The organism is Geobacillus sp. WSUCF1 (genome assembly GCF_000422025.1).
GTDB lineage: Bacteria > Bacillota > Bacilli > Bacillales > Anoxybacillaceae > Geobacillus > Geobacillus zalihae.
Map to the genome: position 1 here is coordinate 1 of NZ_ATCO01000124.1, position 14,783 is coordinate 14,783.

Annotated in this window: 20 protein-coding genes; 15 read left to right on the forward strand and 5 right to left on the reverse strand. The window is 52.7% G+C overall.

Going from position 1 to position 14,783, the window contains the following annotated elements; translation table 11 throughout:
* Positions 1–273 precede the first annotated feature (273 nt).
* The 3 genes from cobT to cobO are packed head-to-tail and all read left to right on the forward strand — an operon-like array spanning position 274 to position 2,625.
* Complete coding sequence (gene cobT, locus I656_RS04655) at positions 274–1,332, forward strand: nicotinate-nucleotide--dimethylbenzimidazole phosphoribosyltransferase (RefSeq protein ID WP_020755870.1); 1,059 nt, start codon at positions 274–276, stop codon at positions 1,330–1,332.
* The gene (gene cobA / locus I656_RS04650; protein WP_020755871.1) at positions 1,329–2,099 is read left to right on the forward strand and encodes a uroporphyrinogen-III C-methyltransferase; all 771 of its coding nucleotides are present in this window, start codon (positions 1,329–1,331) and stop codon (positions 2,097–2,099) included. Before cobT ends, cobA begins: the two co-directional genes overlap by 4 nt.
* Positions 2,080–2,625, forward strand: coding sequence for a cob(I)yrinic acid a,c-diamide adenosyltransferase (cobO, locus tag I656_RS04645; RefSeq protein WP_013145285.1), 546 nt, complete (start codon positions 2,080–2,082; stop codon positions 2,623–2,625). Before cobA ends, cobO begins: the two co-directional genes overlap by 20 nt.
* Positions 2,626–2,859: 234 nt before the next feature.
* On the opposite strand, the gene I656_RS18735 is transcribed toward cobO, so the two are convergent.
* The 3 genes from I656_RS18735 to metA all read right to left on the reverse strand — a co-directional run bounded on the left by I656_RS18735 (position 2,860) and on the right by metA (position 4,362).
* Positions 2,860–3,009 carry a hypothetical protein gene (locus I656_RS18735; RefSeq protein ID WP_011231282.1) on the reverse strand — a complete coding sequence of 50 codons (150 nt, stop codon included), beginning with the start codon at positions 3,007–3,009 and terminating at the stop codon, positions 2,860–2,862.
* 177 nt (positions 3,010–3,186) lie between these two features.
* Positions 3,187–3,285, reverse strand: a complete 99-nt coding sequence (locus I656_RS18130; protein ID WP_011231280.1) for a YjcZ family sporulation protein — start codon at positions 3,283–3,285, stop codon at positions 3,187–3,189.
* 168 nt (positions 3,286–3,453) lie between these two features.
* A complete protein-coding gene (metA, locus tag I656_RS04640; RefSeq protein ID WP_011231279.1) occupies positions 3,454–4,362 on the reverse strand; it encodes a homoserine O-succinyltransferase in 909 nt (302 codons plus the stop codon).
* Between the two features lie 120 nt (positions 4,363–4,482).
* On the opposite strand from metA, the gene I656_RS04635 reads away from it, so the two are divergent.
* Genes I656_RS04635 through I656_RS04625 form a run of 3 tightly spaced genes read left to right on the forward strand, consistent with a single transcriptional unit; the run spans position 4,483 to position 6,699 of the window.
* Entirely contained in the window at positions 4,483–4,998 is a 516-nt protein-coding gene (locus I656_RS04635; RefSeq protein ID WP_033006157.1) for a hypothetical protein, read from the forward strand.
* Between the two features lie 60 nt (positions 4,999–5,058).
* The gene (locus I656_RS04630; RefSeq protein WP_013145288.1) at positions 5,059–5,535 is read left to right on the forward strand and encodes a glutathione peroxidase; all 477 of its coding nucleotides are present in this window, start codon (positions 5,059–5,061) and stop codon (positions 5,533–5,535) included.
* A gap of 18 nt (positions 5,536–5,553) precedes the next feature.
* Positions 5,554–6,699, forward strand: coding sequence for a conserved virulence factor C family protein (locus tag I656_RS04625; RefSeq protein WP_020755877.1), 1,146 nt, complete (start codon positions 5,554–5,556; stop codon positions 6,697–6,699).
* Positions 6,700–6,752: 53 nt separating this feature from the next.
* Here I656_RS04625 and I656_RS04620 read toward each other — a convergent pair whose 3' ends face one another.
* Complete coding sequence (locus I656_RS04620; protein WP_011231275.1) at positions 6,753–7,136, reverse strand: DUF4183 domain-containing protein; 384 nt, start codon at positions 7,134–7,136, stop codon at positions 6,753–6,755.
* Positions 7,137–7,577: 441 nt separating this feature from the next.
* Between I656_RS04620 and I656_RS04615 the strand changes: the two genes are divergently transcribed.
* Positions 7,578–7,961 carry a DUF4183 domain-containing protein gene (locus I656_RS04615; RefSeq protein ID WP_015374894.1) on the forward strand — a complete coding sequence of 128 codons (384 nt, stop codon included), beginning with the start codon at positions 7,578–7,580 and terminating at the stop codon, positions 7,959–7,961.
* Between the two features lie 92 nt (positions 7,962–8,053).
* On the opposite strand, the gene I656_RS04610 is transcribed toward I656_RS04615, so the two are convergent.
* Positions 8,054–8,500: an NUDIX hydrolase gene (locus I656_RS04610; protein ID WP_011231274.1), complete on the reverse strand. Its 447-nt coding sequence runs from the start codon at positions 8,498–8,500 to the stop codon at positions 8,054–8,056.
* A gap of 250 nt (positions 8,501–8,750) precedes the next feature.
* Here I656_RS04610 and I656_RS04605 point away from each other — a divergent pair, with 250 nt between their 5' ends.
* The 8 genes from I656_RS04605 (at position 8,751) to I656_RS04575 (ending at position 14,619) form a co-directional block, all read left to right on the forward strand.
* Positions 8,751–9,188, forward strand: a complete 438-nt coding sequence (locus I656_RS04605; protein WP_011231273.1) for a BrxA/BrxB family bacilliredoxin — start codon at positions 8,751–8,753, stop codon at positions 9,186–9,188.
* Between the two features lie 71 nt (positions 9,189–9,259).
* Complete coding sequence (locus I656_RS18135) at positions 9,260–9,391, forward strand: YuzL family protein (protein ID WP_011231272.1); 132 nt, start codon at positions 9,260–9,262, stop codon at positions 9,389–9,391.
* A gap of 647 nt (positions 9,392–10,038) precedes the next feature.
* Positions 10,039–11,223 (forward strand): LL-diaminopimelate aminotransferase, encoded by a 1,185-nt coding sequence (locus tag I656_RS04600; RefSeq protein WP_020755885.1) that lies wholly within the window; start codon positions 10,039–10,041, stop codon positions 11,221–11,223.
* Between the two features lie 21 nt (positions 11,224–11,244).
* Entirely contained in the window at positions 11,245–11,823 is a 579-nt protein-coding gene (locus tag I656_RS04595) for a YpjP family protein (protein WP_200861015.1), read from the forward strand.
* Between the two features lie 91 nt (positions 11,824–11,914).
* Positions 11,915–12,619 carry an anthrax toxin lethal factor-related metalloendopeptidase gene (locus tag I656_RS04590; protein WP_020755887.1) on the forward strand — a complete coding sequence of 235 codons (705 nt, stop codon included), beginning with the start codon at positions 11,915–11,917 and terminating at the stop codon, positions 12,617–12,619.
* A gap of 74 nt (positions 12,620–12,693) precedes the next feature.
* Positions 12,694–13,488 (forward strand): thymidylate synthase, encoded by a 795-nt coding sequence (thyA, locus tag I656_RS04585; protein ID WP_011231268.1) that lies wholly within the window; start codon positions 12,694–12,696, stop codon positions 13,486–13,488.
* Between the two features lie 13 nt (positions 13,489–13,501).
* Positions 13,502–13,996, forward strand: a complete 495-nt coding sequence (locus tag I656_RS04580; RefSeq protein ID WP_033006160.1) for a dihydrofolate reductase — start codon at positions 13,502–13,504, stop codon at positions 13,994–13,996.
* A 179-nt stretch (positions 13,997–14,175) separates the two neighbouring features.
* Complete coding sequence (locus I656_RS04575) at positions 14,176–14,619, forward strand: YndM family protein (RefSeq protein ID WP_020755891.1); 444 nt, start codon at positions 14,176–14,178, stop codon at positions 14,617–14,619.
* The last annotated feature ends 164 nt before the right edge of the window (positions 14,620–14,783 follow it).

Sequence of the window (14,783 nt, forward strand, 5' to 3'; positions counted from 1 at the left end):
CGGGGTGATGACACACCCCTAAGCTTGGGCGTTGTCCGAACCAGAAATGGATGAGGGCGCAAACGACCCAAGAATCCCACGCCCTTTAGGCGTGTGGAGTGTCAACGAATGATTGGCTCGGTTGTTGGGTTGTGAATCCCAAAGTGTAAAGCAGGTGGTGTTCGGCCTTCCTCTGCGCTAAAGCGTGACGGGGAAAGCTGCTTTTTCGCCCCTCAATCATAGACGAGAAAGGAGGAAGCGCCTATTCCCGCTTGATGGGGATATGGTGCGCCCATGATGAATGTTTCCATCCCACCGATCCACCGTGAAATGGTTGAACAAGCGCGTGCCTATATCGATCAATTGACCAAACCGCCCGGCAGCCTCGGCCGTCTTGAAGAAGTGGCGGCAACGCTTGCCGGCATGACCGGGGAGCTGCTTCCACGCGTCACTCCGCCCGGAGTGCTCGTGTTTGCGGCCGACCATGGCGTCACGGAAGAAGGGGTGTCTGCTTATCCGGCCGAAGTGACGGCGCAAATGGTGTACAACTTTGCCAACGGCGGAGCGGCGATCAACGCCTTCAGCCGGCAAATCGGCGCGTTGCTTCAGGTGATTGATGTCGGTGTCGCCGTGCCGATTGCTGATGAGCGCGTCATTCAGAAAAAGGTGCGCCCGGGAACGAACAATTTCGCCCAAACGGAAGCGATGACGCCGTCCGAGGCTGAACAGGCGCTTCATGTCGGTTACGAACAGGCGGCGTCCATCATTGAACAAGGCGTCCGCACGCTCATTGTCGGCGAAATGGGCATCGGCAATACGACCGCCGCGAGCGCCTTATTGGCCACGTTGACCGATGAGCCGCTTGAGCGCATCGTTGGCAAAGGAAGCGGCATTAAGGAGGAAATGCTTGCCCATAAACAGGACGTGATCCGACGGGCGCTCTTGCTTCATCGACCGGATCCGGCGAAGCCGCTTGAATGGCTTTCGCAAATCGGCGGGTTGGAGATCGCTGCTATGGCCGGGGCGATGCTGGCAGCCGCCGAACGGCGCATCCCGATTTTGCTTGACGGTTTTATTTGCACGGTGGCTGCCCTTGTGGCCCGCCAGTTTGCCGTGAACGTCACAGACTATATGATTGCCGGCCATCGTTCGCAAGAGCCGGGGCACAGTATAGCCCTTCGTTTGCTAGAGAAGGAGCCGCTTTTGGATCTCGGCATGCGCCTTGGCGAAGGAAGCGGCGCGGCGGTAGCGTTTCCGCTCTTGATTTCAGCAACGGCGATGGTGAACGAAATGGCGACGTTCGCCTCGGCGGGCATTTCCACAGCCAATGCGAAAGGGGAGAAGGGGCGATGACCGTCGGCAAAGTGTATTTAGTCGGCGCTGGGCCGGGGGATGAAAAGCTCATCACGGTTTACGGCCGCGAATGCCTAGAACGGGCGGATGTCATTATTTACGACCGGCTCATCAACCGTAAGCTGCTGCGCTACGCGAAGCCGGACGCTGAGCTTCTTTACTGCGGCAAAGAGCCGGGAAAACATGACACGGTTCAAGAACAAATTCATGAGCTGCTCGTTTGGCATGCGCAACAAGGAAAAACGGTCGTCCGCTTAAAAGGCGGCGATCCGTGCATTTTTGGCCGCGTTGGTGAAGAGGCGGAAGTGTTGGCGAAAGCCGGAATTCCGTTTGAAATCGTTCCAGGGGTGACATCCGGCATTGCTGTGCCGGCGTACGCCGGCATTCCGGTCACCCACCGTGATTACGCCGCCTCGGTGGCGATGGTCAGCGGGCATCGGAGTGAGCGGATCGATTGGGAGGCGCTGACTCGAGGATGCGATACGATCATTGTCTACATGGGAGCGGCCAACTTGTCGGATATTTGCGGCCGGTTGATGGCGGCCGGAAAGCCGTCGGATACGCCGGCGGCCATCATTGAATGGGGGACGACCGAGCGGCAGCGCACGGTGGCGGCGACGCTTTCGACGCTGTCAGACGAGGCGGAACAGGCGGGCATTTCCCATCCTGCCATCATCATCATCGGCGATGTCGTTCGTCTGCGTGAGACGCTCCAATGGTTTCCGGAGCGGCAAGGGGGCGTGGTCGATGCCGACGCCTCGTCATAGCGGGCGTGTCATCGTTTATACGGGCGACGGAAAAGGAAAAACGACGGCCGCATTGGGGCTTGCCCTGCGTGCCGTCGGCCGGGGAATGAACGTCGCGATTTTGCAGTTTGTGAAATCGCCGGAACGGACATACGGCGAGCAGTTGGCCCTAGAGCGTCTTGGCGTCGACGTCCGTCAGCTCGGCGCCGGCTTCACATGGACGAAAACGCCGGACATCCACCGCGAAGCATTGAAGCGTGCCTGGGCGGTGGCCAAAGAATATGTGTATTCCGGACGGTATGACATGATTGTGCTCGATGAACTGAACAATGTGTTGGCCATTGACCGCTTTCCCGTTGAAGATATCGTATCAGTCGGCGAGGTGCTCGAGCTGATCCGCACGCGCCCGCCGTCGCTCCATCTTGTCATCACGGGGCGCGCGGCGCGCCCGGAGCTGATGGCGGCTGCCGATATCGTGACGGAAATGAAGCTCATCAAGCATGACTATGAACAAGGAAGGACCGCGATGAAAGGGATTGAATTTTAGAAGCAAAAAGAGGCTGTCTCAAAAGGTTGGTTTTCTTTCGATAAAGTACAATATATGGTTTTCGGACAGCATTTTGCGCGTATATATACAGTAATAAGCAAAGGGGCTGACCCAAAAGGGTAATTTTCTTTAACAAAACACAACATATTGTTTCTTAATGATTGTTTTATACCTATATACGGTAATGAGAAAGGGTGTCTCGATCCTTTTGGGACACCCTCTTCTTTTTGTGGGTTAGGCATTTTCATCGGTTTTGTCATTTTGGATTTTGTTTTGCCGACGTCCTTTGCTGTTATCGCCGGAAACCGGGCCGCGAAGCAAGGCCATCGGATCTTGCGTTGGCGCGTTTTGATTGCGGCTGCCGTTGTTTGGGCGTTTCGTCATGAGCTCCACCTCCTTTGGCTGCCGTTGTCATACGTTTAGCATGGACGATGCCTTCATTCCTATGCATGGTTGTCTACAGCCCAGCATAAAAAAAGCGGGAAGCGTTCGTGTTCCCGCTGCAAGCCGGCCGGATGCTGGCAAACACGGCGGCCGGATGAAGGCAATCAGTGATTTCGGTTAGTAGGCATATCCGCCCAAGCAGGCACATCCAACAATAATCAACAAAATAAACAGAACGACAATCAACGCAAAGCTGTTTCCATGCCAAGCGCCCATCATGTTCACCTCCTGGTGGAATCTATCGTATTGTATGTCAAAAAAAACTAAAAGAACAGGGCGATTGTCGAAACACGAAAACAATCGGCCAAAATGAGAAAAACGCCTTGCATATGTTTCAGCAAGGCGTTTTTTCGGGATGGTTCAACATGATTGCATATATTGATTTCATTCCCATTCATAAGGCGTTTCTTGATACACGTAATAGTTCAGCCAGTTGACAAACAGCAAGTTGGCATGCGAGCGCCATGTGTTCAGCGGTGGCTGGCTTGGGTCATCATTGGGAAAGTATGATTCCGGGATGTGAATCGGCAGCCCTTTCGCCAAGTCGCGTTCATATTCTTCTTTGAGCGTTGTCGCATCATATTCTGGATGGCCCGTTAAGAAAATGCGGCGCCCGTCGTTCGATGCGACGAGGCAAACGCCGGCTTTGTCAGACATGGACAAAATGGTGAGATCCGGCACTTTTTCGATGTCTTCGCGCTTGACGTCTGTATGGCGGGAGTGCGGCATGCGGAACACATCGTCAAAACCGCGCAATAGTTTTACGTTTTTCACTTCCACCGTATGGTTGAACACACCGAAGCATTTTTCCGGCAATGGGTATTTCGGAATGCCGTAGTGATAGTATAAGCCAGCTTGTGCCCCCCAACAAATGTGCAACGTTGACGTGACGTTCGTTTTCGTCCATTCCATAATTTCCGTCAATTCTCCCCAATAGTTGACCTCTTCAAACGGCATTTGCTCGACCGGCGCTCCGGTGATGATCATCCCGTCGAACTTGCGATGGCGAATGTGCGGGAAAATCGTGTAAAATTGTTCTAAATGATGTTTGCTTGTCGTTTTCGGCTCATGGGTCGCCGGGCGCAAAAAGGTGACGTTCACTTGCAGCGGCGAGTTGCCAAGCAGCCGCAGCAACTGTGTCTCTGCTTTTTCTTTTTCGGGCATCAAGTTTAAAATGATGATGTTGAGCGGACGGATGTCTTGCGAATACGCCCGTTCTTCGTCCATCACGAAAATGTTTTCTTGTTCGAGTATTTCTTTCGCCGGCAAGTCTTTTGGAATGTTGATTGGCAATGGTGTCCCCTCCGTTTCTGTCTCGTTACTAAATACCTTAATTATAAAAACTTTGTCAACATTCTTCAATTGATTTTTTGAACCTTAAAACAGCTTGTGAACAAAAAGGGGGAATCCCGATTGGATCCGACCGCCTTTGACAATTTAAAAACGGTGTTGGAAGGAGCGATATATGACGCGGACTTGCAAGGGCGCATTGCCGTGGTCGATCGCCGCGACCTTGTCGATTTGGCTCGTTTGTTCCGGGAGTACGCCATTTCATTTCGGCTGAATGATGCGCCCGATCCGCTCGTCGTCTGCACCGCGCGGCTTTCGCTTGATTTTGCTGAGCTGGTCAATGAGCGGCTCTATCACGGCCGGGCCGGCTGCCGGCTCGCTCTTCTGTTTACCCTTCCGGTTCGCCGCTCGTCCGTTTGTGCGCTCATTGAAGGAACGCTGCGGACGATTTGGGGCAAGGAGCGAATCATCCGGCAAACGCTCCGCTTTCCGTTTCCGCATGAACACGGCCCGTATGAAAATGAAGCCGTGGTCGAATTTGCACGCCTCATTTATGAGGAAAACGCCGCCGATTTGCCGGAGATGGTGCCGTATATGGTTTCATCACTTGAACAATTGCAGCTGTTCGCCGGGCAGTAGTGGCGCAAAAAGTGGAAACAAACGGTGAAATCCGCTATGATAGGGATGAGGTGAAAAATCATGAGTGTATATGAATTCAGCGCCAAAACCATTCGCGGAGAGGAACAACCGCTTTCCGTCTATCGAGGCAACGTGCTGTTGATTGTCAACACGGCGAGCCGATGCGGATTTACCCCGCAGTATAAAGAACTGCAGGAGCTGTATGACGAATATCGCGATCGCGGGTTTGTTGTGCTCGGCTTTCCGTGCAACCAGTTCGGCGGCCAAGAGCCGGGGACGGAAGAGGAAATTGAGCAATTTTGCCAGTTGAATTACGGTGTGACGTTCCCGCTGTTTGCGAAAGTGGATGTGAATGGCGATAACGCCCATCCGCTGTTTCAATATTTGAAAGAAGAGGCGCCGGGGGCATTGGGAACAAAGGCGATCAAATGGAATTTCACGAAGTTTTTAGTCGACCGCAACGGCAAGGTTGTTGCTCGTTTCGCACCGCAAACAAAGCCAAGCGAGCTGAGAAAGGAAATTGAAAAGCTGCTGTAAGGCAAGGAGGGGTAACGCTTGCGCATTCAAGCGATTGAGCCGACGCCAAGCCCGAACACGATGAAAATATTGCTTGATGAAGAATTGCCTTCCGGCACGCGCCATAACTACAAACCGGACAACATTGGCGAAGCGCCGCCGCTTATTCAAGCATTGATGCGCATTGACGGAGTGAAAGGCATTTACCATGTCGCTGATTTTTTGGCTATTGAACGCCATCCGAAATACGACTGGCGCGACATTTTGGCGAAAGTGCGCGAAGTGTTCGGCGAGAAAGTGGATGACGGCGCCGAGACAAAGCCGAAAGGAAACGAACATTTCGGCGAAGTGAAAGTGTTCGTGCAAATGCTGTACGGTCTGCCGATGCAAGTGAAGCTTGTCGATGGGGAGCGCGAACACCGCGTCGGGTTGCCGAAACCGTTTATGGACGCGGTCATTGAGGCGCAAAAATACGCAGGAAATGTTGTGCTTGAGCGCAAATGGGTCGAAAAAGGAGTGCGCTACGGCACGTTTGAGGAAATCGGCCGCGAAATAGTCGATGAGCTGTCGGCAGCCTATCCGCCCGAGCGGCTGGAGCGGATCGTCAACATGTTCCGCCGCGGCGAGCAGGAAAAAACGGTGCAAAAGCGTCCAAGCCTCAAAGTGACGAGCGAGATGCTCGATGACCCGGATTGGCGCAAACGGTATGCCGCGCTCGAACAGATGGCCGAGCCGACCGAGGACGATATCCCGGTGTTGGCCAAGGCGCTCAAGGATGAAAAAATGGCGATTCGCCGCCTGGCGACGGCGTATCTCGGCATGATCGGCGGCAAAAAGGTGCTTCCGTATTTGTATGAAGCGTTAAAAGATCCTGCTGTCGCTGTCCGCCGCACCGCCGGCGACTGTTTGTCCGACATCGGCGATCCGGAGGCCATTCCGGCCATGATCGAAGCGCTAAAGGACGAAAGCAAGCTCGTCCGTTGGCGCGCGGCCATGTTTTTGTACGAAGTCGGCGACGAATCGGCGCTGCCGGCGTTGAAAGCGGCGGAAAACGATCCGGAGTTTGAAGTGAGCTTGCAAGTGAAAATGGCCATTGAACGGATCGAAGGCGGCGAAGAAGCGAAAGGGTCTGTGTGGAAGCAAATGACGGAGAGCCGGAAGAAAGAAAACGAAACAGAACAGTAAACCAGGCGCGCCCATCGGTGCGCCTGTTTTTATGATCGAAAAGAGTACGGCTGTTACGTCGTCACAGTAGTGTTGGAGCTTGGAGCGAATTGGACAATTTCGAGCACAACCGGGGTGTTAGCTGGAATCGAGCCGCTTCCGGTCGGGACGGTAATGGACAGTGACCCGACGCCGGTAGCTCCTGGGGTGTACGTCGATATCCCTTCCATTTGCAAAACGCCGTTAATGTACACGTTAAAGTAGCTATTGTTAGTTGCCAATGCTGGCAGCTGTGTCGCTTGGCTGCCGTCGTCTTGCAAAAAGCTGGCTGCGTCGATCGTTAAGGTTGCTCCTTCTGCTGTTTCAGCTGTTGTGATGTAAAAAAATCTTGCGACGTCTGGTGCAACCTCTGTCGTGGTAGTAGCGGCGACAAACAATTTAATTAATTGCAAAGCCATACAATCTCCCCTTCTCCATTTTGTGTTTAACATGCTGTGGCCCCGAAGCTGAGCCAATTATCATCCGTTCTTTTTAGTATCTGGAACTCTGTTGGCAATCAGCCGGTGCCATAGGTTCATTTTATTGTATGGATTAATTACAGAGGATGGCTCGGCGATTGCCGTAATGGGAGAAAAATGATGTTTTTGCCCTGCTATACCAGCCTGTTTTACCAGTGAATTTGAATTATGAAACAAACATTTTAAACGAATTTGGTCGTTTTATGATCCTGTTATAATAGACGGAATTAAGTGGAATATAGTGATTTTTTACTACCGTTCATTAACCTGCCATTTTGTTTGCTATTCACTTTGAAGATGGGAGGTGAATATACTAATGCAAAATATCTTGCGGAGTGAAATGATCACGAAACAATATGGTGTGTTTGGGTGAGCAAACGAATGAAACGGACATCTTCAACAGCAAAACATGTGATTGCTGCTTCCAAAGTATACGATTGGACCCATGCTGTACTGACCATTCCCCTCCGTGTGGCGCTCCACTTCCCTCCGCGTGTCTTGCAGGCGGAAACGTACCAGTATAACACCATATCAGACGGAGTGAAAACCGTCTATACAGACGGCGATGAACTGAGAGAGTACGGCGACCGCGGTATTTTAGATCCGAAACATGTATCATGGATCAACTTGTTTATTAATGGGGTGCTGCAACCGGAAAAACTGTATGAGGTGGAAAAGGGGAAACTGACGTTGAAAACAGCCGAGCCGCCGCCAAAAGGTGCGCCGATTATTCTTCAATTTATTACCATTAAAATGGGCTTCTAAATTTTTTGCCCCTCCAGCTGCGGATTTGGTTCTTAGAAAAGAGTGTTTTCAACAATGGTGAAGCCTTGGAGAGAGCTCCAAGGCTTGGCTCGTCATCCCCTGAAATATTGTTCGATAAAATCTTTAACAAGAGGAGAGAGTTCGTTTGGCAATTCATGAAAAGGGAAGAATTTCACTTCCAGCGATTCTTCCCCGTCTTCTTTCAGTTCTCCACCGCGGATATCACGGGTGAGATAAACAACAGTGACTGGGTAATATTGATCTCCATTAGGCAGCCGAACAAAATATTTTTTTCCAGAAAACACATCGACTAGTTCCAGTTTGCCGATTTCCAGCCCTGTTTCTTCCCACACTTCCCGCCGGGCTGCTTCTTCTGCGGACTCCCCCAACTCCAACAAACCGCCGGGCAGTCCCCATAAGCCGTCGCGGCGTTTCTGCAATAAAATCCGCCCGCATTCATCGGTGACAGCGACCCCGGCTCCCGCCAAGATGATCGGCCGGGTTCCAATGATTTTTCGCAGTTCTTCAATGTATCCCATGTGCACGCTCCTTTCATGGCCATCGATGGCATAGTATATGTTTGGTCGCTGACAATGGCCGCGGCGGTTGATAGAAAGCGAAACGAAATCGCTCGTTTGATGGCGGCCAAACGGGTGCGTTTAGCCCCGTTTGTTCTGAATGATGCCGTTTAGAGACATGCGGCCGTGGACGGTTCTCTTCATTGATTTTTCAAACGAAAATATAGTATGCTGATAGCGCAGCGATGATGAATGTGGAGGGATGAGGGCAATGTCAATGGCTTACGAAGACTATATGCGCCAACTCGTGCAGCCGATGCGCGATGAACTTGTCCGCGCCGGTTTCCGCGAATTGCGCACAAGCGAAGAAGTCGAGCAGTTTATGAAACAAGTGGAAGGAACGACGTTTGTTTTTGTCAACTCAGTGTGCGGCTGCGCCGCTGGATTGGCGCGCCCCGCGGCGACGCAGGCGGTGTTGCGGAGCGAGAAAAAGCCGGACCATTTGGTGACGGTGTTCGCTGGCCAGGATAAGGAAGCGACAGCGAAAATGCGCGAGTACTTTGTCGGTTATCCGCCGTCTTCGCCGTCGATGGCGCTCTTAAAGGGGAAAGAAGTCGTTCACTTCATTCCGCGCGAAGACATCGAGTTTCACTCGATGGAGGACGTGATGGAAAATATTTTGGCTGCGTTTGACAAATATTGCGGTTGATGCCCAACGCCTTCCCCGGCCTTGCATACCGCTGCCGGCGCCGGGGAACGATAAGGGCGGAGGTGATCGGCGTGCCGAAGCGGAAAAAAGACCGTTCGAAAACGGGCGTCAGCGCCCCAGATGTTCGAGGGCAAGGCACGACGGAGACGGAGACAGGCGCCTTCGAGCTTGACTCTGCCCGCAAAAAAACAAAAATCGATTAAAAAGGAGCTCCCGATGCGGGGCTCCTTTTGTCGTTTTCATGCGCAAACTCCCTTCGCATCCAACAGAATGCCAAGGGAGCTGGATGGATCGCCAAGAGCGTTTAGGCGTTGGCGATACAACTATAAATAAAGTAAAGCAATGTAATGAGGCTGGCCGCAAAAAAGATCGTGTTCATGTTTCATTTTTCCCGCCTTTCTGTCTATATTTTCGCTGAGAATCTATGATACACTATTCATGTGAACTACCCCCACTTCGCTTTGCTTGAAGTGGGAGCTTCTCAGTTCCACGACGAAAGCATTCTTTCGTCTCCCTGAGCGTGACTTCGGGTCGTCCCAACCCTAGGCATCCGACGATTCGGAGTTCTTTCGCGCCTTGGATATTTTACGCATGGAAGGCTTTGCTTGGTTTTCGCATTGGATATTCTCCATGCAACCCCCTATATCCAGTTCACAAAGAACATGATATACCTTGATTTTATCATGTGTTTTGGCTGACGCCAACCGACATCCATTTGCCGCTGATCGCTGGGCTGCGACCTTCACGCGGTTGAAGCGGGTGTCTTCTTTCGGAACTATGATAAAAGTATATACCAACAAAAGCAAAAAGAAAATGCAGTTTTGGTCTTGTCAAGGGAGAGGAAGACGAAATGAAAAAAGCGAAACGAATGAACGCGTTTTCGGCATCGATTTTCGCCGAGTTGACGGCGTATCGTCAAAAGCAGCGCCACCTTCATGACGAGTGGATCGACTTGAGCGTTGGCAGCCCGGATTTGCCCCCGGCGCCGTTTGTGCGTGAGGCGATCGCCCGCTACGCCAACGAGCCGAATGCGTACGGCTACACATTAAAGGGCATTCGCGAGTTTCATGAAGCGGTCGCCGATTATTATCGGACGGCGCATGGCGTCGTGCTCGATCCAGAGACGGAAGTGACGTACGTCATCGGGTCACAAGACGGGCTCGTTCATTTGCCGATGGTGTTCGCTGACCGGGGGGATGTCATTTTATTGCCGGATCCCGGGTACCCGGCGTATGCGGCGGGGGTGGCGATGGCGGAAGCGATGCCGTATTTTCTGCCGCTGAGGGAGGAAAACCGCTTTTTGCCGGATTTGCGTGCGATCCCGGAGGACATCGCCAAACGGACGACGATCATGTTTATCAACTTCCCTGGAAATCCGGTTCCAGCTGTAGCGACAGAATCATTTTATCGCGAAGTGGTCGAGTTTGCGAAGCGGTACGATATCCTCGTTGTTTCCGATTTTGCTTACGGCGAGCTGTATTATGACGGAAACAAACCGGTGAGTTTTCTTTCTGTTCCAGGCGCAAAGGACGTTGGCGTGGAGATCAATTCGTTGTCAAAAAGCTACAACATGGCCGGCTGCCGGGTCGGCTACTTGTGCGGAAATGCCGAGGTGATTCGTGCGTTTGCCGAGTTCAAGTCCAATTTGGATTACGGAATTTTTTGGCCGCTGCAAAAAGCGGCCGCGGAAGTGCTCCGCCATGGCGCCGGCTTTTGCGCCCAGAGCCGCATGATGTATCAGGCGCGCCGCGATGTGCTCGTGGATGGACTCGCTGACATCGGTTGGACGGTTGACCGTCCGCAAGCCGGCATGTTCGTGTGGGCGAAAATTCCGGACGGATGGACGTCGCTTTCGTTTGCGAAGGCGCTCATCGACCAAGCCGGCGTCGTTGTGACGCCTGGGCACGCGTTTGGGCCGAGCGGCGAAGGGTATGTGCGCATCGCCCTTGTCCAGCCGGAAGAAGTGTTGCGCCGGGCGGTCGCAAAATTAAAAGCGACCGGCTTGTTCGCGTCTCCGGCCGCTGATCGGCGGTAGCGGGAGGTGAAGGCGATGAAGCTGCCGTCTTGGCTTCGAAAAACGCTTGTTGCCGCCATTACCGTCTGCACGTTTGGACTCGTCACACCGCCCGCTTCGCTGCTCGCGTCCAAAGAGCCGCCGTCAGATGATGCATCGTCTTCCGACTGGCAGCACAGTCCAACAAGTCGTGCCGAGGAAGCGGTTTCGTTGACGCGAGCTCAATTCATTGAGCGGACGATGGAAAAGGCCGTTGCCCAGTCCCATGAAAAATTCGGCCGCAAAATCGCTCCGGTCATTGAAGATGAGTTTCGCGCCGTCATTTTGCCGCGCATGGAAGAAGTGATCGCCGAGCTTGCCGATCGTTATCCGGAAGAGGAGCTCCGCTATTTGGCTGTTTCGGAAAATCCGTCCGGCGGGCAAGGGGAGCGCATTTTTCATTTGTATCGGGCGGATACGGGAGAGGATTTGATCCGCTTTCACGTCCGCCGCGAGCATCCGCCGCAAGACGGATATTGGTTTCAGTTTCACTATCATACATGCGATGATGGGTTTCAAGCCCATCATGAACTCGGGAAAATCTACTGGTCAAAAAATACGCCGCCGAACTGGCGTACATAATCGCCTACGGTTCTTTCCTGATTTTGCGCGTTTTTTCCCGCTTCGTTCTATGATATGATTTTCATAGATTGAAAGAAGCGGGGGAACCACGATGAAACGGCTGTTCACTAGTTTGTTGGCGGCGCTGTTCGCCGTTCCGCTTCTATCGTTCTCACCGTATCCGGCTGCCCATGGCGTGCTGCTTGAAGAAAGCAGCCTTGGCCTTAGGGGTGTTCCGTCTCATGATGTGCTTGGCCGCATCATCATCGTGCCGGAGACGGAGTTTTCCGCCTCTGAAGCGAATGAAATGATCCGGACGCTCGCCCACATTGATCGCACGATTTTAGAGCAGGCGGCGGACCACCATATTTACATCCAACTGTTGACCGGCCCGATCACCGATGAGCCGACGGCCCGCCATTTGCGCGGAAAAACGCCGCGCGGTTATATGCCGGGTTCGAAAACATGGGATGACGTGCCGGGCATCGGCGGGGCGCATTTAGTGCTTGTCCGCCTCGGCCATAGCGAAAAAGGAAAAGGGCATGGCTCGGTCAATTTGGAGCTGCATGAGTTTGCTCATTCGCTCGATTACATCGTATTTGACCGCATTCATGAAACGGACGAATTTCAAGCGATTTGGCGGGAGGAGGCGCCGCGGCTCTTTCCTGGCGAATATTATTTTTTGACTTATCCGGAAGAGTATTTTGCTGAGTCGTTTGCCTATTATTATGCAAGCGACAAGACGCGGCAAACGTTGCGGGCGGCAGCGCCGAGAACATATGCGTTGATCCGTGGATTGGCGGAACGGGCCTCGTAAAAGGCTCGTTTTTTTATGGACAAGTGGTTCACCATGCGTTGCTTTATGGTATGATAGAGCGTGAGGTGAGAACATTGCGGCAATATTTGCAGCTTTTGGAGGATATTTTGGAAAACGGCGTCGAAAAAGAAGACCGCACGGGCGTCGGCACGCTGTCGGTGTTCGGCCGCCAGCTCCGCTTCAACTTGCAAGATGGATTTCCGCTCGTGACAACGAAAAAATTGCATATCCGCTCCATCATTTATGAACTGCTTTGGTTTTTAAAAGGCGATACGAACGTCCGCTATTTGCAGGAGAATGGCGTGACGATTTGGGACGAGTGGGCGGACGAAAACGGTGATCTCGGCCCGATTTACGGCGCGCAATGGCGCTCATGGAAAGGGGCGGACGGGAAAACAATCGACCAGATCGCGTGGGTCGTCGAGGAGATCAAACGAAATCCGAATTCACGCCGGCTGCTTGTGAGCGCTTGGAACGTGGCGGAATTAGACGAGATGAAGCTGCCGCCGTGCCATTATGCCTTTCAGTTTTATGTCGCGAACGGTCGGTTGTCGTGCATGTGGCAGCAGCGCTCCGTTGATACGTTTTTAGGGCTGCCGTTTAACATTGCCAGCTACGCGCTGTTGACGCATATGATCGCCCAGCAATGCGATCTCGATGTCGGCGAACTCATTTTCACCGGCGGTGATGTCCATTTGTACAAAAATCATCTCGAACAGGCGAAACTGCAGCTGACGCGCGAGCCGCGCCCGCTGCCGAAGCTCGTGATCAAACGGAAGCCGCCGTCCATTTTCGATTACGAATACGACGATTTTGAAATTGTCGGCTACAACCCGCATCCGACGATTAAAGCACCGGTGGCTGTGTAAAGGAGAGGACGCGATGATTTCGCACATTGTGGCAATGGATGAAAACCGGGTGATCGGCAAAGACAACCGCTTGCCTTGGCATTTGCCGGCCGATTTGGCGTATTTTAAACGGGTGACAATGGGCCATGCCATCGTGATGGGGCGCAAGACGTTTGAAGCGATCGGTCGGCCGCTTCCCGGCCGCGATAACGTCGTTGTCACGCGCAACCGCTCGTTTCGCCCGGAAGGCTGCCTTGTGCTTCATTCGCTCGAGGCAGTCAAGCAATGGATCGCATCGCGCGCTGATGAAGTGTTTATCATCGGCGGGGCCGAACTGTTTCGGGCGACGATGCCGATTGTCGACCGGCTGTATGTGACAAAAATTTTTGCTTCCTTCCCCGGCGATACGTTTTATCCGCCCATTTCTGACGATGAATGGGAAATCGTTTCCTATACGCCAGGAGGGAAAGATGAAAAGAATCCGTATGAACACGCCTTTATCATTTATGAGCGGAAAAAGGCGAAATAGATGGGACACGGGCATGGATATGCGTTTGTCGTTGGCGTACGAAACGTTTGCGAAGACGACCCCAAAACGGGGCGTCTTTTTGTTTGAGATCCGAACATTTTGAAAACGTGTTTCTGCATAGAAGCGGGGCGAAAAAGGAACGATAATCAATAGAACCACAATGGAAATGGAGGAAGACGATGAAACATATCGTTCCGTTTGTCGTCAAGCTCGCTGCTTGGAGCGTCGTCTTGTTTTCGATGTTTACGATCTTCGATGCCCCGCTTTCCTTGATTTCACTCATGACGATCGTGACGGCGCTTGTTTCTTATATGATCGGCGATCTGTTCGTGTTGCCGCGCGTCGGCCATTTTGTCGCTGCCGCTCTTGACGTGCCGCTTTCCTTTTTGCTTATTTGGCCGGTCAGCTTTGCCCTCATTGCCCCGTCCGTCAACATGGCATACGGCGCGTTTTTCAGCTCCTTGGCGATCGGGGCGGTTGAAGCGTTTTTCCATTTGTATATGGAAAACCATGTGCACGAAGAAGCAAGAAGGGAAGAAGCGCACCGCTGGTATGATGAAGGAAGATGGGCGACGGAATTTGCCGAGGAAGAAGAGTTCAAAAAAGAGGACGACCGGGCATAGCGCCGGTCGTTTTTTCTGTCCGCTTGCGCATGAAGAAGTAGTTCGCCGTACATATGCTGCACAATTCGCCGTGTTGCCGTCTGGCAGGACGGCTAGGGAGAGGTTTCGAGCAGGAAGGATGACGCTCATCGGATGGCGTCAGGCCAAAAGCGTGAATCCGGCCG